Raw genomic sequence first — 19,612 nt, 5'->3', positions numbered from 1 at the left:
CACGGGAAATTATAAGTGCTACAAAGAGGCCACAAACGAGCCTGACGAAGAAACTTTGGGAGGAGGCGCCGGCGCAGGGAGGCCGGATCGACATCCCCCAATCACATTCCGATCCCGTTGCGGATCGGCCGGGCTCCAGCCCCGGTTCCAGTTCCTTGGCATGTTCGCCGCCGTGCACCCGTCCTCGGGTCGCCAGTCGCCGGGCATGCGTTGGTATGTTCGGGGCCGGGCATGCTTCTTGCCTGGCTCGCTTCAGTGCCTTCATCGATTATGCTGCAGGGTCGGCATGCCGGGAAACCGGTAGACAGACCTCGCCAAACCACACGGATGATCATGCGCCGGACCGTAAGATTCCTACTCAACGATCGCCAGTTCTCGCTGGAGGGCTTCGACCCCACGCTGACGCTGCTGGACTGGCTGCGCAACGAGCGCCGGCTCGTCGGCACCAAGGAAGGCTGCGCCGAGGGCGACTGCGGCGCCTGCACCGTGCTGATCGGCCGGCTTCGTAACGGCGAGCTGCGCTATGAAGCCATCAATGCCTGCATCCGCTTCCTGGCAACCCTCGATGCCTGCCACATCGTCACTGTCGAGCATCTGAAGAAGGCAAGCGGCGGCCTGCATCCCGTCCAGCAGGCCATGGTGGAGCTGCACGGCTCGCAATGCGGCTTCTGCACGCCCGGCATCGTGATGTCTTTGACCGCCCTGTGGCTGGGCGCCGCCGAGCCCCCCTCGCGCGATCGCATCGAGGAGGCCCTCGCCGGCAATCTGTGCCGCTGCACCGGCTATGGCCCGATCATCTCGGCGCTCGACCGGGCCTACGAGATCGAGGCGTCCAGCGCCGATTCCCTGAATGTCGGTCGCGCCGAGATCGCCGGCAAGCTGGCCGGCCTCGCCGACCAGGAGGTCATCGAGATTTCCGAGGGCAGCCGCAAGCTGTTCGCCCCCGCCACCGCGGATCAGCTCGCCGAACTCACGGCCGCTCATCCCGACGCCACCCTGGTGGCGGGTGCTACCGATGTCGGCCTGTGGATCACCAAGATGCTGATGCGTCCGGCCACCGTGATCACCCTCGGCCGCGTCGGCGAACTCGACCGCATCGAGGACAAGGGCGACCATCTCGTCATCGGCGCCCTGGTCTCGGTCAGCGACGCGCGCGCCGCGCTCGGCGCTCTCGACCCGCAGATCGACGAGCTCATCCGCCGCTTCGGCTCCGAGCAGGTGCGCAATGCCGGCACCATCGGCGGCAATGTCGCCAATGGCTCGCCCATCGGCGATTCCCCGCCGGTGCTGATCGCCCTCGGCGCCAGCGTGATCCTGCGGCGCGGCGGCGAGCGGCGCACCGTGTCGCTGGAACAGTTCTTCATCGCCTACAAGAAGCAGGACCGCCTGCCGGGCGATTTCGTCGAGGCCCTGATCGTGCCCAAGCCGAAGCCGGGCACGCTGTTCCACGTCTCCAAGATCTCCAAGCGCTTCGACGAGGACATCTCGGCCGTGTGCGCCGCCTTCCGTCTCGAGCGGGATGGGGCGGGCCTCACTACGAATGCCGTGCTGGCCTTCGGCGGCATGGCTGCCACGCCCAAGCGCGCCGCCGCCGCGGAGGCGGCCCTTGCCGGCCGGGCGTTCAATGCCGAAGCCGCCGAGGCCGCAGCCCTCGCTTTGGCCAGCGATTTCAAGCCGCTCGACGACTGGCGCGCCAGTGCACGCTACCGCTCGACGGTGGCTGCCAATCTGATCCGCCGTTTCCAGGCCGAGACGGCCACCGGTTCCGTTCACCGAGTTGCCGGCATCCTCCGGAGTGACGCCCATGCATAAGCCCGTCTTCGCAGCCAATCGCGACCAGGTCTCCGGCGGCGTCTATCAATCCATTCGCCACGATTCCGGCCACAAGCACGTGGCCGGCGAGGCCCTCTATATCGACGACATGCCCGAACCGGCCGGCCTGCTGCACGCCGCCCTCGGCCTGTCGCACTGCGCCCATGGCCTGATCAAGGAGATCGACCTCTCGGCGGTGAAGGACAGCCCCGGCGTCGAGTTGGTGCTCACGGCGGCCGACATTCCCGGCGTCAACGATGTCAGCCCCTCCAACCATCACGACGACCCGGTTTTCGCCGAGGGCAAGGTGATGTTCTACGGCCAGCCGATCTTCGCCGTGATCGCCCGCACCCGCAACGAGGCGCGCCTGGCTGCGGCCAAGGCCAAGATCACCTATGAGGAGCTGCCGGCGATTCTCGACATCGCCGCCGCCCGCAAGGACGGAAAGGATCTCGTCGCCGAACCGATGAGCCTCAACCGCGGCGATCTCGATGCGGCGATGACCGCCGCACCCCGGCGCATCAAGGGCTCGATGAATCTCGGCGGCCAGGAGCATTTCTATCTGGAAAGCCACATCGCCCTGGCCGTGCCGGGCGAGGACGGTGACGTAACCCTCTATTCCTCCACCCAGCATCCCAGCGAGATCCAGCACGCGGTAGCGCATGTGCTTGGCGTGCCGAGCAACGCCATCACCTGCGAGATCCGCCGCATGGGCGGCGGCTTTGGCGGCAAGGAGACCCAGGGCAACATCTTCGCCGCCATCGCCGCCCTGGCGGCACGGCGCACCGGCCAGGCGGTCAAGCTCAGGCCCGACCGCGACGACGACATGGTCGCCACCGGCAAGCGCCATGACTTCGTGATCGACTACGAGGTTGGCTTCGACGACGAAGGCCACATCCTGGCCGCCGACATCCTGTTCGCCGCCCGCTGCGGCTTCTCGGCCGATCTTTCCGGCCCGGTGACCGACCGTGCGCTGTTCCACGCCGACAACGCCTATTTCTATCCGGCCGTGCGCCTCAACGCCCAGCCCTGGCGCACCCACACCGTCTCCAATACCGCCTTCCGCGGTTTCGGCGGACCGCAGGGCGTGATCGGCGCCGAGCGCCTGATCGAGGAAGTGGCCTATGCCACCGGCAAGGACCCGCTCGAGATCCGCAAGCTCAACTTCTATGGCGGGCCCGGCCGCGATCTCACGCCCTATCACCAGACGGTGGAGGCGGACCTCTCGGCCGAGATCATCGCCAAGCTCGAGGCATCCAGCGACTACCAGGCCCGACGCGCCGAAATCCGTGCCGAGAATATCAGGGAGAATGCCCGCGGAGGCACCTTCCGTCGTGGCATCGCCCTCACGCCGGTCAAGTTCGGCATCTCCTTCACCAACAGCTGGCAGAATCAGGCCGGCGCCCTAGTGAACGTCTATACCGACGGTTCGGTGAGCGTGAACCATGGCGGCACCGAGATGGGCCAGGGCCTCTACATCAAGGTCGCCCAGGTGGTGGCGCAGGCCTTCCAGATCGATCTCGACATGGTCAAGATCACGCCGACCACCACGGCCAAGGTGCCCAACACCTCGCCGACGGCCGCCTCCTCCGGCACGGATCTCAACGGCATGGCGGCGCTGAACGCCTGCAACAACATCAAGGAGCGCATGGTCGCCTATGCCGTGGAGAAGCACGGCGTGCCCGAGGACCAGGTGGAGTTCCTGCCCGGCCGCGTGCGGGTCGGCAATCGCGAGATCGAGTGGCCGGATTTCGTCAAGGAGGTCTATGGCAACCGCATCCAGCTCTCCTCCTCCGGCTTCTACCGCACTCCCGATATCTACTGGGACCGCAAGGCCGGGCGCGGCCGCGCCTTCTATTATTATTCCTACGGCGCCGCCGCCTCGGAAGTCACGATCGACACGCTCACCGGCGAATACCGGGTCGAGCGGGTCGACATCCTGCACGATGTCGGCGCCTCGCTGAACCCGGCCATCGACATCGGCCAGATCGAGGGCGGCTTCGTGCAGGGCATGGGCTGGCTGACCACCGAGGAATTGTGGTGGGACAACAAGGGGCGCCTGCGCACCCACGCGCCCTCCACCTACAAGATCCCGGTGGCCTCGGACCGGCCGCGCATCTTCAACATCGACCTGTTGAACAAGCCCAACCACATGCCCTCGATCCACCGCTCCAAGGCGGTGGGCGAGCCGCCGCTGGTACTGCCGATCTCCGTCCTGCATGCCCTGTCGGACGCCGTGGCCAGCATCGGCGACTACAAGATCTTCCCCGATCTCGACGCGCCCGCCACGCCCGAGCGCGTCCTCTTCGCGATCGAGGCGATGCGCGCCAAGATGCGGGAGAGGAGCGGGGGTCATGGTTGATCTCGAGATCGGCAAGCTCCTCGCCACGATCGAGGCCGATGGCCGCCAGGCCATCCTGGTCGAGATCGCGGCGGCCCTGGGCTCGACGCCGCGCGGCGTCGATGCGCTGATGCTGGTAACCTCGGATGCGGTTGCCGGCACCATCGGCGGCGGCCATCTCGAATTCCATGCCATCGACGTGGCGCGCTCCATGATTGCCGAAGGCAAGGAAGGACCCGGACCCGCCTCCCAGAGCATGGACCTGCCGCTCGGCCCGATGATGGGCCAGTGCTGCGGCGGCCATGTCACCCTGCGCTTCGAGCCGGTGACCACGAAGGTCGCCGCCTGGCTCGGCGACCACGAGGCCAAGCTCCTGGATGCGCGGCCACCGGTACTGGTGTTCGGGCTCGGCCATACCGGCCGGGCGCTCGCAAGCATGCTTTCGCTGCTGCCCTTCGCGGTGACGCTGGTGGACGATCGGGCCGAGATGTTCACCGGCCTGCCCGACAATTGCCGCACGCTTCATCTCGAGGATCCGGCCGATGCCATCGCGGACGCTCCCGCCGGCGCCGCCTATATCATCCTCACCCACAGCCATGCGCTCGACTACCGCCTGACCGAGGCGGCCCTGGAACGCCGCGATGCCGCCTATGTCGGCATGATCGGCTCCAAGACCAAGCGCAAACGCTTCGAAAGCCAGTTCCTGCGCAACGGCGGCACCAATGCCATGCTCGGCGAGCTGACCTGCCCGATCGGCGGCGCCGATGTCGACGACAAGCGCCCCGAAATCATTGCCAGCCTGACGGCGGCCGAGCTGGTGCGGTGCTTCGCCCAGCGTGCCGCCCGGCTGCAACGGCCCCGCTGGGCCCCAGCCAAGGCCGGCTGACACCCGGCCGGCCCTCGTCAGAACCACCCCGGAAGACCGGCATCCTCCTCCCGCTCGCGGCGAGGATCGCCGCTGCATGCCCAAGCCCATGTCCATGCCACGGAACTGAACCTGCCCTCGCCACCCGGCCGAAGACCGGAGCGAGACCCAACATCAGGAGGGGAAACGTCCCATGACGACGCTTGCACAGACCAACCCGGCGGCCAGTACCGCCACCGCGCAAACCACACGGGTGCATCCCGTCGACGAGGTGCTGCCTTTTGCCAAGCTGGCGACCTACGGCTTCCAGCACGTGCTCGCCTTCTATGCCGGCGCCGTGCTGGTGCCGATCATCGTGGCAAGTGCGCTCAAGCTCAGCCCGGAGCAGTTGATTCACCTGATCAACGCCGATCTCTTCACCTGCGGCATCGCCTCGATCATCCAGGCGGTCGGCATCGGCAATATCGGCGTGCGGCTGCCGCTGCTGCAGGGCGTGACCTTCACCGCCGTGAGCCCGATGATCGCCATCGGCCTGGCGGTGGGCGGCGGCACCGAGGGCCTGCTTTCCATCTATGGCTCGGTGCTGGTGGCCGGCTTGTTCACCTTCGCCGCAGCCTCCTATTTCTCCAGGCTCACCCGCTTCTTTCCGCCGGTGGTGACGGGATCGGTGATCCTGATCATCGGCGTGGCGCTGCTGCCCGTCGCCGCCAACGACATCGTGGTGGGCAAGGGCCCCAACGCCATGCAGGATCCGGTCCTGCTCAAGAACCTCGCCTATGCCTTCGGCACGCTGGCGCTGATCGTCGGCATCCAGCGCGTGTTCACCGGCTTCATGCAGACGGTGGCGGTGCTGATCGGCCTGGTCGCCGGCACCCTGGCGGCCTGGGCCCTGGGCGATGCGCATTTCAGCGAAGTCGCCAATGCCGGCTGGGTCGGCTACACCTCGCCCTTCTATTTCGGCTGGCCGACCTTCTCGATCACCGCCATCCTGTCGATGATGGTGGTGATGATCATCACCATGGTCGAGACCACCGGGGACGTCTTCGCCACCGGCGAGATCGTCAAGAAGCGCATCGCTCCGGAAGATATCGGCCGCGCCATCCGGGCCGACGGCCTCGCCACCTTCATCGGCGGCGTGCTCAACTCCTTCCCCTATACCTGCTTTGCCGAGAATGTCGGCCTGGTTCGCCTCACCCAGGTCAAGAGCCGCTGGGTGATCGTCGCCGCCGGCGTGATCATGATCATCCTGGGCTCGCTGCCCAAGGCCGCCGCCATCGTCGCCGGCATCCCGCATCCCGTGCTCGGCGGCGCTGCGCTCGCCATGTTCGCGGCGGTGGCCGTGGTCGGCATCCAGACGCTCAGCAAGGTCGATTTCAACAACCACAACAACATCGTGATCGTCTCGACCAGCGTGGGACTGGGCATGCTGGTGACAGCGCAGCCCTTCGTCGCCAACGCCTTCCCGCAATGGGCGCAGATCATCTTCGGCTCGGGCATCACGCTCGGCGCCATCTCCGCCATCGCGCTCAACGTCATCTTCAACCATGTCGGCAAGGTGCACAGCCCCGCCGTGGCGGGGCGCCCCGGCCACACGCTGGTCACCCTCGCAGACGTCAACAGGATGGGCAGCGCCGAGTTCGCCAAGACCTTCGGCGGCCTGGTCGAGGACACGCCCTGGGTGCTGGAGCGGGCCTATGCCTTGCGCCCCTTCGCCGACACCATCGCACTGCGCTCGGCTTTCCACGACGCCCTGCTCACCGGCTCGGCCGAGGAACAGCTGCAATTGCTGAACTCCTTCGCCGATCTCGGCAGCGAAAGCGACGCCGGCAATGCCTATCTGCTGGATCATGCCGATGCCGGCATCGACAATGAGGATCTGGCCGAGGTCAACAGGCTGGCCGTGGCCTATCGCAAGCATTTCGGCTTCCCGCTGATCATCTGTGCGCATGAAGTCGAGCGCTACGAACGGGTGCTGGCAACCGGCTGGTCACGCATGGCCAACTCGCCAACCGTCGAGCGCTCCTCGGGCCTGATCGAGATCGCCAAGATCGCCAATCATCGCTTCGACAAGCTCGTCGCCAACGCCAATCCGATCGCCTCCTCCCACCTGGTGCAATTGCAGGAGCGCTTCGCCTAGAGCGTCTTGCGCCAGAGCGATCGCAAGGAAAGCCCCCGGCACACCCCGCCGGGGGCTTTCGGCCTTTGTAATCTCCGCCTCACGCCTGCCCGATCCGAGCAGGGTTGTTTGTGACACCCCGATGACGCATGGTCTGCCCGATTCACAATCGAAGGACCGGCACGTGGGTGACACCAAGAAGAAAATTTATGAATATTTGATCGAAGGAGCGACGTCTGGCCTCGTCGACGAAGATCTCTATACGTATATCGTCGGGCGCGTCTCGAAGGCCAACAGCAAACGCATCGCCAGGGCAGGATTTCTCGCTCTCAGTGATCCAACGTTGACTGATCGCAATGTACTGAACACGATTTATGCTTTGGCCATCAAGCATAGGCTTGCCGGCAGCGGCGCAGATGAAGCCGAAGAAGCCGCGGAAGAGGGTTCCGGCAAGGCCAAGGCCTCCGACTCCAAGGCCGCAAGTCTGCCCCTGCCGGAGAAGAAGCCCAAAAAAGGCTGAAGCCCGATAGCCCGTGTGGCCTGGCGATGAAGCCAGGGCTCTTTCCGAAGCAGAAAACGACCGAGATCGTGGCGGCGGCCTGAACGAACCGGGCCTCAGCCCTGGTGGGTGATCCTGCCGTCGCAGATCGTCACGAGCGGGCGCAGGGCCGCCAGTTCCGTCGCGGGCGTCGCCTCGATATCGCCGGAGAGGACGACGATATCGGCGAGGTAGCCGGGCTTGAGCCGGCCCTTGCGGTCTTCCATGAACTCGACGAAGGCCCCCTCGCTGGTATAGGCGGCGAGCGTTTCCATCAGGCTGAGGCGCTGGTCGGGCATGCCCTCCTTCCAGGGCTGGCGGGTCATCGCATCCTGGATGCAGCTCAGCGGCGACAGCGGCGAGACCGGCCAGTCCGTCGCGAAGACGATGCGGGCGCCGGCATCCTTCAGGGTGCGCCAGGCGAAGGCGAGCGGCCAGCGCGCCTCGCCGATGCGGGTGAGATAGGGCTCCAGGGGCAGGCCCGCCGAGCCGGGCGGATGCGTCGGCTGCATGGACGCCACCGTGCCGAGCTCGGCAAAGCGCCCGACATCGTCGGGATGCACCACCTCGACATGCTCGATGCGATGCCGGCTGTCGCGCGGCCCATTGGCCTTGCGCGCGGCCTCGTAACCGTCGAGCACGATGCGCACGGCGCCGTCGCCGATGGCATGCACGGCGACCTGCAGGCCGAGCCTATCGGCCTCGACCGCGACTTGCGCGAAGTGCTCGCCCGTGAACAGCGGATCGCCCTTCCAGCCCGGCTCGTCGGCATAGTCGTCCACCATCACGGCGGTGCCGGATTCGGTGACGCCGTCGACGAACACCTTGACGAAGTCCGAACGCAGCCTGTCGCTGTCGAAACGCCGGCGCCAGCCTGCCGCCTTCGCCTCGATCATATCAAGATCCATGAAATTCTTCATGTGGAAGGGCATGCGCACGCGCACCGGCAGGCCATGCTCGCGCTCGATCTCCTCCAGGATCTCGAGCTGGTAGAGATTGCCGTCCATCGCCTGCACGCTGGTGAGGCCGAGCTCGGCGCAATAAGCGAGGCCCCGGCGGATCAGCGCGAGATCGGAGGCCCGCTCCTCAGGCGTGACATGGTCTGGATCCCCACCCGTGCCGATGCCGAGATGGTCACGCCCGGCGGTGACGCCCATTTCCGCCACCGGATCGATGGCATTGGTTTCCTTGAGCTCACCGGTGGCCAGGCCGTCCTCGCCCATGACGATCTCGTTGCCCACCCCGACGTCGCGCCCTTCCAGGATGCCGGCGGCCTTCAGTGCGGCCGTGTTGGCCCAGGCGGTGTGACGGTCGGGCGCCAGCATCATGAAAGGCCGGTCCGGCAGGATGGCATCGAGATGGTGGCGGGTGACCTTCTCGGTCTCCGACAGGATGGTGTAGTCGGCCGACAGGCCGACGAGCAGGCGCAGATCGGGATTGGCGGCCGCATAGGCGGTGACCGCCTGCTTGAGGGCTTCGAAGCCCTTCACCCCGAACAGGGAAAGCTGGGTCAGCGACACCGAGCCGCCGAAAATATGCATATGGGCTTCGTTGAGCCCGGGCAGCACGGTGCCGCCGCCGGCATCGATGCGCCTCGTGCCTTCTCCCGCCAGGGCCAGGATCTCGCTGTCGCTGCCGATGGCGAGCAGAAGGTTGCCGGCGACCGCCAGGGCCTGTGCCCGTGGCCGCTCCTCGTCCATGGTGAGAATGCGGGCATTGTGGATGATGAGATCGGCCTGCGGCATGTGCGCCCCCGGAATGCTGCCTTTACAGTTTGGCGCGCAACAGAGCCTATTCCGGCAGGCCGGGCAAGCAGGACAGAGGCCGACGGCCTGCCGCGTTTTGGCGCATGCCTCCCCTGCATGCATCGGGACGCAGGATGGTTGAGCGCCTTGGCCGATCTCTTTATTGATAAGGGTATTCGCGCCGCTTTCCGATCCAGGCTGCCCCGATTTTCTCCATTTCGAATCGAACATTCTTTGACCGACAGATCCTTTGAGAATCAGCTCCGGCCTTCTGCGGATTCCCAGGAACGCCATCCGCAGCTTCATCAGCCGCCGGGAGAGCCGCTGATCGATGTCGAGGAAGGTCCGGAGCCCAGTGGGGCGAGCCTGGCGGCACGCATCCTGCTCGGTGTCAGCCTGGTGCTGATTGCCGCCAACCTCAGGGCGGTGTTCTCCAGCTTGTCGACGGTCCTGCCGGAAATCGTGCGCGATACCGGCCTCAACTCCTTGTGGTCGAGCGTACTGACCACGCTGCCGGTGGTCTGCCTCGGCATCTTCTCCTTCCCGGCTCCCAGTCTCGCCCGGCGCTTCTCGGCGGAGCGCGTCATCCTCGCCTCCATGCTGACTATCGCGCTCGGCACGGGTTTGCGCGGCCTCGGCCAGGCGCCTTTCCTCTTCGTCGGTTCCTTCCTGGCAGGAGCCGGCATCGCCATGATCAACGTGCTGCTGCCCGGGCTGGTCAAGCGCGACTTCCCCAGGCAGATCGCCCTGATGACGGGGCTCTACACCATGGCGCTGTGCGGCAGCGCGGCAGCCGCCGCGGCCTTTACCGTGCCGCTCGAAAAGGCGCTGTCGGGCAATTGGCCTGCCGCGCTGGCCCTATGGGGCGTGCCGGCGCTCGCGGCGGCCGTGATCTGGGTACCGCAGGCCCTCCGAGCGGGCCATGACCACGCCTCTGCCAAGCCGGCCGTGAAGGGGCTGTTTCGCGACAGGCTCGCCTGGAAGGTCACGCTGTTCATGGGCCTGCAATCGGCCATGGCCTATATCGTCTTCGGCTGGATGGCACCGATGCTGCGCGACCGCGGCATGGAAGGCACCAGTGCCGGCCTCCTGGTGTCTGGCTCCGTGGTGGTGCAGATGCTGGCCTGCCTGGCGACGCCACCCCTGGCCATGCGCGGGCGCGACCAGCGTCTCGTCTGCCTTGCCCTGCTTGCCTGCGGCGCTGTCGGCTTTGCCGGCTGCTACTGGCTGCCCTTGTCGCTCACCTGGATCGGCGCCATCTTCTGCGGCATCGGCCAGGGCGGCCTGATCGCCGTGGCGATGACGCTGATCATCCTGCGCTCACCCGATGCGCATGTCGCGGCCCGCCTGTCCGGCATGGCGCAGGGCTTCGGCTATATCATCGCCGGCTTCGGCCCGCTGCTTGCCGGCCTGCTGCGCGGCATCACCGGCAGCTTCGCCGCGCCGACGCTGCTGTTCATCGCCTTCGCCCTCGTCGCCGCCTGGAGCGCCCTGGAAGCGGGGCAGGACAAGGTGGTTCAGGTCGAGAACTAAGTGAGGACCAGTTCCCTTCTCCCCTTGCGGGAGAAGGTTGTCGCGCTCAAGCCTGCCCGCCTGCGATCAACCCCGACAGCGGCCGGTTCTGCCGTTCGACCTGGGCCTTCAGCGCATCCAGCGGCATCGCCTCGTCCTTGGCGAATTCGATGAACATCAGATTGAGATTGTTGAAGAACATTTCCCCGGCCGCCGCCGCATCGACATCCGCGCGCACGGCGCCGCGCTTCTGCAGGGTCAGGACCAGGCTGGAGACCTGGCCGCACAGGCGGCGGTCGAGCTCGGTATAGCGCCGGCTGAACGGGCTGTCGGGCTGCTGGATCGACAGCGCCATGGCGACCCGCCACATCTCCTTGGACAGATAGACCAGGGAATGGTCGTAATATTGCGCGATCAGCGCCTGCAGGGCTGCCTGCACGGTCGGCGGCGGATTGGCCACGATCCGGCGCCCGGCCTCGAGCACCTCCTCCACCTCCATGGTGACGGCAGCGAGCAGGATGTCGCCCTTGTTCTGGTAGTAATTGTAGAGCGTGCCGACCGAGACCTCGGCAAGTTCGGCGATGTCCTCGATCCGCGCGCTGTCATAGCCCCCCTCGCGGAAGAGGCGGGTGGCGGCCTCCAGGATGCGCCGGTTCCTGTCCGCCTTCTGCTTTGCGCGTAGCCCCGCCATCTCGCATCCTCTGAACGTGTTCTAAAATTGATATTGACTTAAAAAATGAACTCACTCAATTTCTTTATTAGAGCACCATCAAGACGTGCCGCCAGCCAGAGGTAAACCATGACATCGCCCGCAAGCCGCGCCCTCGCGCGCCGTCTCCTCCTCGCCTCCGCTCTCGCCGGCATGACCGGCCTCTCCGCCACGGTATCCGCCCGTGCCGCCGACGAGCTCAACGCCCTGGTCTGGTGCGATCACACCGACCCGGCCCTGATCGAGCCCTTCGAGAAGGCCAACAACGTCAAGGTCAACCTGAAGACCTATGAAGGCACCGGCGCGGGCCTTTCCATCATCGCCCAGTCCCGTCCTGGCGACTGGGACGTGCTGGTGATCGACGCCATCGACGTCAAGCGCGCCGTCGACCAGAACCTTCTCGCCGAAATGCCGGCCGACGCCCTGCCGCTCGCCGACACCTTCCCGGAAGTGCGCATGGAGGCGCAGAACGCCAAGGATGGCAAGATCTACGCCGCCACCGAGAAGTTCGGCTACAACACGATCTCCTACGACAAGACCAAGGTCGACCCGAAGGACATGAAGGACCTCAGCGTGATGTGGTCCGACAAGTACAAGGGTCGCATCGCCATCTATGACTATTACCTGCCGGTGATGGGCCTGGTTCAAATCGGCCTCGGCAAGAAGACGGCCGAGTTGTCGGAGGCCGACCTGCCGGCCATCCAGGACAAGCTCGCCGCCATGAAGAAGGTCTCCAAGCAGGTCAGCGAGGTCACTGCTTCGCAGACGGCGCTGGCCACCGGCGAGGTCGACATCCTGGTCGGCGGCGGCGAATGGATCACCGCCGCGCTCGCAGCCGAAAAGCCCAATCTCGACTGGACCGTGCCGGACCAGGGCGCCGTGCGCTGGGCACAGTCCATCGGGGTGATGAAGGATGCCGCCCACAAGGATCTCGCCCTGAAATTCGTGCAGTACATCCTCAGCCCGGACGGGCAGGCGCGCCTCGCCACCTCTTCCTGCTACTGGGCGATGCCCGCCAACAAGAAGGCTGGTGACCACCTGACCGATGCCCAGAAGGCGGCGCTGCGCTGGAACGACCAGGCCGGCTATCTCGCCAAGGCCCAGCTCTATCCCGCGCCCAATCCCGAGCTCGACAAAAAGATGCAGGACGCCTGGACCGACATGATGCAGCAGTGAGGCTGGAGCGCGGACTTCCAGTCCGCTCTTCCCTTCTTGCAAGCAGCACGGTTCCAAGAGCGGGCAGGATGCCCGCGCTCCCAGGGGACACCACCATGACCGCATCCAGCCTCGAAGCGGCCGAGCGCCGCAAGGCCTGGGGCTTCGTCCTGCCGGCGCTCGGCTGGACGCTGGCCTTCTTCGTCGTGCCCTTCGGCTTCATGGCGGCGATGAGCCTGTGGTCGCTGCAAGGCGGCCAGATCGTCCAGAGCTGGGACCTGAACAACTACCTCGCCTTCCTCCAGAAGGAGTCCCTGCTCAAGGGCCTGGTCAATTCGCTGGAGATCACGGCGATGGTGACCGTGCTCTCCGTGCTGCTCGCCTATCCCCTCGCCTGGATCATCGCCGAGCGCGTGCCCAAGCGCTATCAGCGCCTCGCCCTCATCCTGGCCGTGCTGCCGTTCTGGACCTCCTATGTGGTGCGCTCCTACGCCTGGCTGCTGGTGCTTTCCAAGGCCGGCGTGATCAACCAGGCCCTGCTGGCGCTCGGCGTGATCGCCGAGCCGCTCGACCTCGCCTCGACGCGCACCGCCACCGTGATCGGCTTCGTGCATTTCTTCGTGATGCTGCTGACGCTGACCATCTACGCCAATCTGATCCAGCTCTCCCCGAACTACCGGCGGGCGGCGGCCGATCTCGGCGCCAACGGGTTGCAGACCTTCTGGCACGTGGTGCTGCCGCTCACCCTGCCCGGCATCATGACCGGCGCCTTCCTCACCTTCGTGCTCTGCATCGGCGATTATGTCACCCCGCAGATCCTCGGCGGCAACAACGAGTTGGTGCTGCCGCAGATCATCATGCTCCAGCTTGGACGCCGGGCCGACCTGCCCATGGCCGCCACCCTGTCCATCGTGCTGATGGCGGTGGTGACTTTGGCCTATGTCGCCTGCGCACGCTGGCTGAAGATCGAGAGGGCCTGAGCATGACGCGCAAGAGCCTCGGCAATGCTCTCTCCGGCCTCTATGCCATCGCGATCTTCGGCTTCATCTTCCTGCCGGTGGCGGTGCTGGTGCTGTTCTCCTTCCAGGACGGGCGCCTGCCGGTACCGCCCTTCAACGGCGCCTCCCTGCAATGGTACCGGGCGGTGTTCGCCGACGGCAAGCTGATGGCCGCCATGCTCAATTCCCTCATGGTGGGCATCGGCTCCTCGATCGTCGCCTGCCTGCTCGGCTTCCTCGCCGCCTATGCGCTGGCGCGCTACAGGCTGCCGGGCTCGGCGCTGCAGCGGGGCCTTTTGATCGCCCCGATGACGGTGAGCTATCTCATCATCGCGCTCGGCCTGCTAACGGTGCTGAACGCCTTGCATTTGCCGCTCTCGCTGTGGACGGTCGGTATCGGCCATGTGGTGATCAATTTGCCGCTCTGCTTTGCCATCATCTATTCCTCGATGGGCGACCACCACATCAATATCGAGCGCGCGGCCCGCGACCTCGGCGCCAGCGACCTCAAGGTAATGGCGCTGGTCACCGCCCCGATGCTCGCCCCCTCGATCCTCGCCGCCTTCTTCCTGTCCGTCACCTTCAGCTGGGACGAGTTCATCATCGCCTTCCTGCTCTCGCGCTTCGACGTCACGCTGCCCGTCGAGATCTGGAACCTGCTGCGCTCCGGCCTCAATCCCAAGACCAACGCCATCGGCTCGTTGGTCTTCCTCATCTCCATCCTGGTGCTGGTTGTCGTCGAACTCGCCGTCTTCGGAAGGGCCAAGAAATCATGAAAGACCCGAAATCATGACCGCCTCGGTTTCCGTCCGCAATGCCAGCAAGACCTTCGGCGCCTTCACCGCCCTCGACGATGTCAGCCTCGAGATCGCGGCCGGCGAGTTCATCGTGCTGCTCGGCCCCTCCGGCTGCGGCAAGACCACCCTGCTCTCGATCCTGGGCGGCTTCCTGACGCCGAGCTCCGGGCAGGTGCTGATCGGCGGCCAGGACATGACGAATGTGCCGCCGGCGCGGCGGCCGACCACCACCATGTTCCAGGACTATGCCCTCTTCCCGCATATGCGCCTGATCGACAATGTCGGCTTCGGGCTGCGCATGCGCGGCATGGGCCGGGCGGAGCGCGACGAGAAGGCGCTCGGCTATCTCGCCCTGGTCGGCCTCGACAAGGCTGCCGCCAAGAAACCGCATGAATTGTCGGGCGGCCAGCGCCAGCGCGTCGCCCTCGCCCGGGCGCTCGCCGTCGACCCCGACGTGCTGCTGCTCGACGAGCCGCTCGGGGCGCTCGACCTCAAGCTGCGGCGCCAGATGCAGGACGAATTGAAGGCGATCCAGAAGCGGGTGGGCACCACCTTCGTCCATGTCACCCACGACCAGGAGGAGGCGATGGCGATCGCCGACCGCATCGTGGTGATGAATGCAGGCCATATCGAGGATGTCGGCCCGCCCGCCACGGTCTATATGCGGCCGCGCTCGCTGTTCTCGGCCGGCTTCATGGGCGAGGCCAATTTCATCGCCGGCGAGGTCGCCGATCTCCACGGCGATCATATCAGCATCGACACGGCCCTCGGCAGCCTCGTGCTGCCCAGCGCCGGCTTTACCGCGGGCGAGCCCCGCAGGAAAAGCGCGGTGACGCTGTGCATCCGGCCCGAGCATTTCCGGCCGACGGCGGGCGAGCAGGGGCCGATGGTCTCGCTGGGCGAGGCCAGGGTCACGGGCGGCGCCTTCTTCGGCACGCATTATCGCTGCCATCTCCAGCCTGCCGCCGGGCCGGCCCTGGTGGCGCATCTGCCGCAATCGGCCCACCTGGCCGAGGACCAGTCCCTGGCGCTAGCCGTCAAGCCCGATGATGTGGTGATCTTGTCCTGACAGGAAGTGATTGCTCACCCCATTTGAGAGGTCGCGCAGCCCCTCACCTCTATCCTCTCCCCGCAAGAGCGGGGCGAGGGGGTACAGGCGCCGCGATCGATCCTCAGGCCTTTCGTCTCGCCCGGTGGTTGGGCGAGATGATACGGTTTTCGAACGAACGCATCGTCGAGGTCCCCCTCGCCCCGTTTACGGGGAGAGGGTAAGGGTGAGGGGCAGCGCAACTCGGACAGCATTGGTTAGGCAAATAACAGGGCAAGATGAAAAGGCACCCGATGCAGCGGATCAGCCCCGACAAATGGTATGAAATGCGGCGTCTCGACGACGACGTCACGGCCATCGGCGAGCCCTATATCCAGGAGTTCTATCGCTGCAACATCTGGCATGTCCGCGGGCGTGACCGCGACATGCTGGTCGACAGCGGCATGGGCGTCGTCTCCCTGCGCGAATGGGTGCCTGTGGTCACCGAGCGCGACCTGATCGCGGTGGCGAGCCACACTCATTTCGACCATATCGGCTGCCATCACGAGTTCGAATGCCGGGCGGTGCATGCCGCCGAAGCGGACCTCCTCGCCAATCCGACCCGGCAGAACACCCTGGCCGATCCCTATGTCACCGACGAGATCTTCGATGCCCTGCCGCCGGAGCCCTATTGCTCGGCCTGTTATGCGGTGAAGCGGGCACCGGCTACCCGAATTCTGGAGGACGGCGACGTCATCGATCTCGGCGACCGCGTCTTCGAGGTCATCCACACGCCGGGCCATTCGCCGGGCGGCATCGCGCTATGGGAGGCCCGTACGGCGACGCTGTTTTCCGGCGACATCCTCTATGACGGCCCCTTGATCGAGGACACCTACCACGCCAATGCGCAGGACTATGTGGCCTCGATGGAACGATTGCTGCGCCTGCCCGTCCGCACCGTGCATGGCGGGCATTTCCCGAGCTTCGACGGTGCGCGCTACCGCCAGTTGATCCGCGCCTGGCTCGAAGGCAAGGGCAGGACCGTGCCGCCGGCGTGACGCTTCAGGCCACCCGCAGGATCCGGCCCGGAAAGTCGGTGAACACGCCGGCAACGCCCAGGGAGAACAGCTCCAGCGCCCGCTCGGCGGTGTTGACGGTGTAGGACAGCAGCGGGCGCCCCGTCGCCTTGTAGGCGGCGATGCTTTCGGGCGTCTCTTGTTCATGGTCGAAATTGATGGAAGCCGCTTCGACTCTGTCGGCGATGTCGGCCCAATCGGCCGGGCGGTCCCAGATCAGATAGCCGCGCGGCAAATCGGGAGCGAGGTCTCGCGCCGCCTCCAGGCTTTCGACCGAGAAGGAGGACAGCACGAGCGGCGTCCCGGTCGAGCCGAAGGCACGGATCGCCTTCAGGGCAACTTCCGCAGTGCGGACATCGGTACCGGGCGAGGGCTTGATCTCGACATTGAGGCCAAGCTTCAGCTCCTTGCACAAGGCAAGCACCGAAGTCAGGTCGGGAATGCGCTCACCGGTGAAAGGGCGGCCGAAGGGAGCACCGGCATCGAGAGCCTGGAGTTCCCGCCAGGTGAGATCGATGACCGGCCCCCGGCCCGTGGTGGTACGCTCCAGCGTATCGTCGTGAATGACGACGGGCACCTCGTCCTTGCTGAGCTGCACGTCGATCTCGACCATGGCGACGCCAAAGGCTGCGGCACAGCGGATCGATTCGAGCGTGTTCTCAGGCGCATGCGCAGCGGCGCCGCGATGCCCGATGACACGGGGAAGGGTGAGGGGCATCGTCGGTCTCCAGAAGCGGATCGAGAGGATCACAAGCTCCATGGCCCGAAGCGCCGCCAATGGCAAGATCACGCCCCCTGCTGCCCCCACTTCTTTACGCAAGGACAGGCGGGTTCATGCACGCCGTCCCCGCATCCGGATGGAATGCGGGGACGCAGTTTCGTTTTTCAGATTTTCCATGAGACGATCGCTCGGGCCGATCTCGGATCGGTTGGGTTCACCCCCCGGAGAACACCAGCCCGAAATCTTAGGTCATGAGACGATTGAATGAACTGTAGCGATATCGGTTTTCGGTTCTCGGACCGGCTCGCTATGTTGAACCACCTCGAAAAGCTTACGCTTCGCTTGGGATATCAGGCCCTTGAGGCGGTTCGGAAGGGAGGCTCAGCCGATTATTCGCTCGGCAGGCCGAGTGCAGCCGCAACGCGGCGCAGATGGGCGGGGCTGGCATTGTTGCCCAGTTCGAGGTCTTCTATCTCATCGACCGTGAGACCGCAGGTGACTGCGAGGTCTTCCCTGCTGTATCCCTTTGCTTCGCGGGCCTGCCTGAAGAGGTCCGTACCGACGGGCACCGAGGACGTGCAGGTCTGGGCAAGGGTATGATCGCTTCCGGTATGGGACATATAAATCCTCCTTGTTGAGAACCGGGGAAATGGATTTGCTATTTGTCTCCCGTCCTGGATGGTGAAGGCGGCACAACATGCCTTCCAATTAACGATTTGCCAAGTATCGCCCTGCGCGACATGTGCATTGCGAGCACACAACTGCGCGAGGGACTACTTAAGTTACTGTTTCAGCTTTGCAATATCGATCAAACGCAGGAAAAGGCCTCGGGAGAACAGCCCTTTCCTTAGGTATTGCCTTTGATCAGTCTTGGTTGGATCAGGAGCGAATCGGGCTTTTTGACCAGCTGCGGGATTATACCCCGCCTGCCATGGTTGCCCGGCGCGGATACTGACAGCTCATGCCCGAGAGATCAAGCCATCGTTTGCCCGGGCTGCCGCCGCCCCGGCATGTCGCGGTTCGATGCAGTCAGGTGAAATTACAAAAACCTTTCCAGACAAAGCGTTAGCGGACGAAGCATCAGGCATGCGCGCGCCTGGCCCGGGCACTGAGATAACGGCGAATGGGAACATCGTAGCAGTAGTGCGCCAGCAGACTGGCGATGATCGCGACGACCGCGACGATGGGAGCCTCGACATAGAAATTCTGCGCCCCGAAGAAGGAACGGTAGAGGCCGTTGATCCAGCAGAAGATCGGGAAATGCAGGCAGTAGAGCGGGTAGGATACAGTGCCTGCAGCTGAACAGAATGCGGCAAGCCCGCCCGAGCATTGGACCCTGGCGCCCACGGCGACCAGAGCGGGCGAGAGCAGCGCCACCCAGGTGAGCTGCACGACCCGCGGCAGTTCCGCCGGCCAGAAGAACAGGACGGCCATTGCGCCGGCCAGCAGCCAGAACGTCACGGTCCATCCCCGCCATGCCGGCAGCCTGTCGCGCATCTGGTAGAGCACGACGCCGATGAAGAACGAGGCGCCGACACGCGGAAAGCCGGAGAGGAAGGTATTGGGGGTATCCCCGCCCAGACCGGTGACCATCAGAATGCACAGGCAGGCCAAGGCAAGGGCGGCCGCCGCCTTCTCCAGATTGGTGTGTCGCAGGCGCCACCACACCAGATTCGCGGTGAGTTCCAGCAGGATGGTGTATTGCGGCGCGTTCAGCGGGAAGAAACTGGGACCCCCGATCTCGGCGGGAGCGCTGAAATTCGGCAGGCTGAAGGTGGAGAGCATCAGCGCATTCAGCAATTCGGCATAGGGTACCGGCGCGTGCTCGAAGGCGCCGCGGGCGACCAGGTAGCTGGCGCTGATGGCAAGGGCGAGCACCGTCAGCGGCAGCAGGCGCAGCAGGCGGACGCGCAGAAATTCGAAACTGTCCATCGTGCGGGCCTGGCCCATATAGGCGTAGGACAGCACATAACCGCTGAGGCAGAAGAACAGGTCGACCGCCAGATAGCTGTTTCTCGCGACCCACGGCACGGCCAGCCAGCTGCCGAGATGGATCAGCATCACGCAAAATGCAGCGAAGCCGCGCAAACCGTCGAGCAGCAGGAAATGCGGTTTGGCCGCCTGACTGCCGGGGAACATGGAATGACGCCGCATCTTGACCTCGTCCTGTCCAGAGCAATACGCGCTCGCGCCTGGACGC

Annotated in this window: 16 protein-coding genes; 11 read left to right on the top strand and 5 right to left on the bottom strand. The window is 65.3% G+C overall.

Annotated elements, in window-relative coordinates; all coding sequences use genetic code 11:
* Positions 1-327: 327 nt before the first annotated feature.
* From xdhA to BA190_RS05550, 5 genes are all read left to right on the top strand, one after another.
* Positions 328-1,812 (top strand): xanthine dehydrogenase small subunit, encoded by a 1,485-nt coding sequence (gene xdhA, locus BA190_RS05570; protein WP_371260289.1) that lies wholly within the window; start codon positions 328-330, stop codon positions 1,810-1,812.
* Positions 1,805-4,174, top strand: coding sequence for a xanthine dehydrogenase molybdopterin binding subunit (gene xdhB / locus BA190_RS05565; RefSeq protein WP_068283815.1), 2,370 nt, complete (start codon positions 1,805-1,807; stop codon positions 4,172-4,174). The genes xdhA and xdhB overlap by 8 nt, the downstream gene beginning before the upstream one ends.
* On the top strand, positions 4,167-5,039 hold the full coding sequence (xdhC, locus tag BA190_RS05560) for a xanthine dehydrogenase accessory protein XdhC (protein ID WP_068283811.1): 873 nt from the start codon (positions 4,167-4,169) through the stop codon (positions 5,037-5,039). Before xdhB ends, xdhC begins: the two co-directional genes overlap by 8 nt.
* Positions 5,040-5,211: 172 nt before the next feature.
* Entirely contained in the window at positions 5,212-7,155 is a 1,944-nt protein-coding gene (locus BA190_RS05555; RefSeq protein ID WP_068283807.1) for a solute carrier family 23 protein, read from the top strand.
* Between the two features lie 163 nt (positions 7,156-7,318).
* Positions 7,319-7,654 (top strand): hypothetical protein, encoded by a 336-nt coding sequence (locus tag BA190_RS05550; RefSeq protein WP_245314564.1) that lies wholly within the window; start codon positions 7,319-7,321, stop codon positions 7,652-7,654.
* 95 nt (positions 7,655-7,749) lie between these two features.
* On the opposite strand, the gene BA190_RS05545 is transcribed toward BA190_RS05550, so the two are convergent.
* The gene (locus BA190_RS05545) at positions 7,750-9,417 is read right to left on the bottom strand and encodes an amidohydrolase (RefSeq protein ID WP_068283796.1); all 1,668 of its coding nucleotides are present in this window, start codon (positions 9,415-9,417) and stop codon (positions 7,750-7,752) included.
* 324 nt (positions 9,418-9,741) lie between these two features.
* On the opposite strand from BA190_RS05545, the gene BA190_RS05540 reads away from it, so the two are divergent.
* Complete coding sequence (locus BA190_RS05540; protein WP_068283942.1) at positions 9,742-10,950, top strand: MFS transporter; 1,209 nt, start codon at positions 9,742-9,744, stop codon at positions 10,948-10,950.
* A gap of 46 nt (positions 10,951-10,996) precedes the next feature.
* On the opposite strand, the gene BA190_RS05535 is transcribed toward BA190_RS05540, so the two are convergent.
* On the bottom strand, positions 10,997-11,620 hold the full coding sequence (locus BA190_RS05535) for a TetR/AcrR family transcriptional regulator (protein ID WP_068283794.1): 624 nt from the start codon (positions 11,618-11,620) through the stop codon (positions 10,997-10,999).
* Positions 11,621-11,728: 108 nt separating this feature from the next.
* On the opposite strand from BA190_RS05535, the gene BA190_RS05530 reads away from it, so the two are divergent.
* The 5 genes from BA190_RS05530 (at position 11,729) to BA190_RS05510 (ending at position 16,673) form a co-directional block, all read left to right on the top strand.
* Positions 11,729-12,814, top strand: coding sequence for a spermidine/putrescine ABC transporter substrate-binding protein (locus BA190_RS05530; RefSeq protein ID WP_068283792.1), 1,086 nt, complete (start codon positions 11,729-11,731; stop codon positions 12,812-12,814).
* A 95-nt stretch (positions 12,815-12,909) separates the two neighbouring features.
* A complete protein-coding gene (locus BA190_RS05525; RefSeq protein WP_068283786.1) occupies positions 12,910-13,773 on the top strand; it encodes an ABC transporter permease in 864 nt (287 codons plus the stop codon).
* 2 nt (positions 13,774-13,775) lie between these two features.
* Positions 13,776-14,567, top strand: a complete 792-nt coding sequence (locus tag BA190_RS05520; protein WP_068283783.1) for an ABC transporter permease — start codon at positions 13,776-13,778, stop codon at positions 14,565-14,567.
* A gap of 13 nt (positions 14,568-14,580) precedes the next feature.
* The gene (locus tag BA190_RS37165; RefSeq protein WP_068283781.1) at positions 14,581-15,657 is read left to right on the top strand and encodes an ABC transporter ATP-binding protein; all 1,077 of its coding nucleotides are present in this window, start codon (positions 14,581-14,583) and stop codon (positions 15,655-15,657) included.
* 272 nt (positions 15,658-15,929) lie between these two features.
* Positions 15,930-16,673, top strand: a complete 744-nt coding sequence (locus BA190_RS05510) for an MBL fold metallo-hydrolase (protein ID WP_068283774.1) — start codon at positions 15,930-15,932, stop codon at positions 16,671-16,673.
* A 4-nt stretch (positions 16,674-16,677) separates the two neighbouring features.
* On the opposite strand, the gene BA190_RS05505 is transcribed toward BA190_RS05510, so the two are convergent.
* The 3 genes from BA190_RS05505 to BA190_RS05495 form a co-directional block, all read right to left on the bottom strand.
* Positions 16,678-17,409 (bottom strand): glycerophosphoryl diester phosphodiesterase, encoded by a 732-nt coding sequence (locus BA190_RS05505; protein WP_068283935.1) that lies wholly within the window; start codon positions 17,407-17,409, stop codon positions 16,678-16,680.
* Positions 17,410-17,801: 392 nt separating this feature from the next.
* A complete protein-coding gene (locus BA190_RS05500; protein ID WP_156771368.1) occupies positions 17,802-18,032 on the bottom strand; it encodes a RodZ family helix-turn-helix domain-containing protein in 231 nt (76 codons plus the stop codon).
* 460 nt (positions 18,033-18,492) lie between these two features.
* Complete coding sequence (locus BA190_RS05495; RefSeq protein WP_082979472.1) at positions 18,493-19,566, bottom strand: acyltransferase; 1,074 nt, start codon at positions 19,564-19,566, stop codon at positions 18,493-18,495.
* Between the last annotated feature and the right edge of the window lie 46 nt (positions 19,567-19,612).

Origin of the sequence: Labrys sp. WJW (genome assembly GCF_001676615.1) — a bacterium.
Classification (GTDB): Bacteria; Pseudomonadota; Alphaproteobacteria; order Rhizobiales; family Labraceae; genus Labrys; species Labrys sedimenti.
Note: the sequence above shows the minus strand (reverse complement) of the source record. Positions and strands in the feature narration are given on the sequence as shown.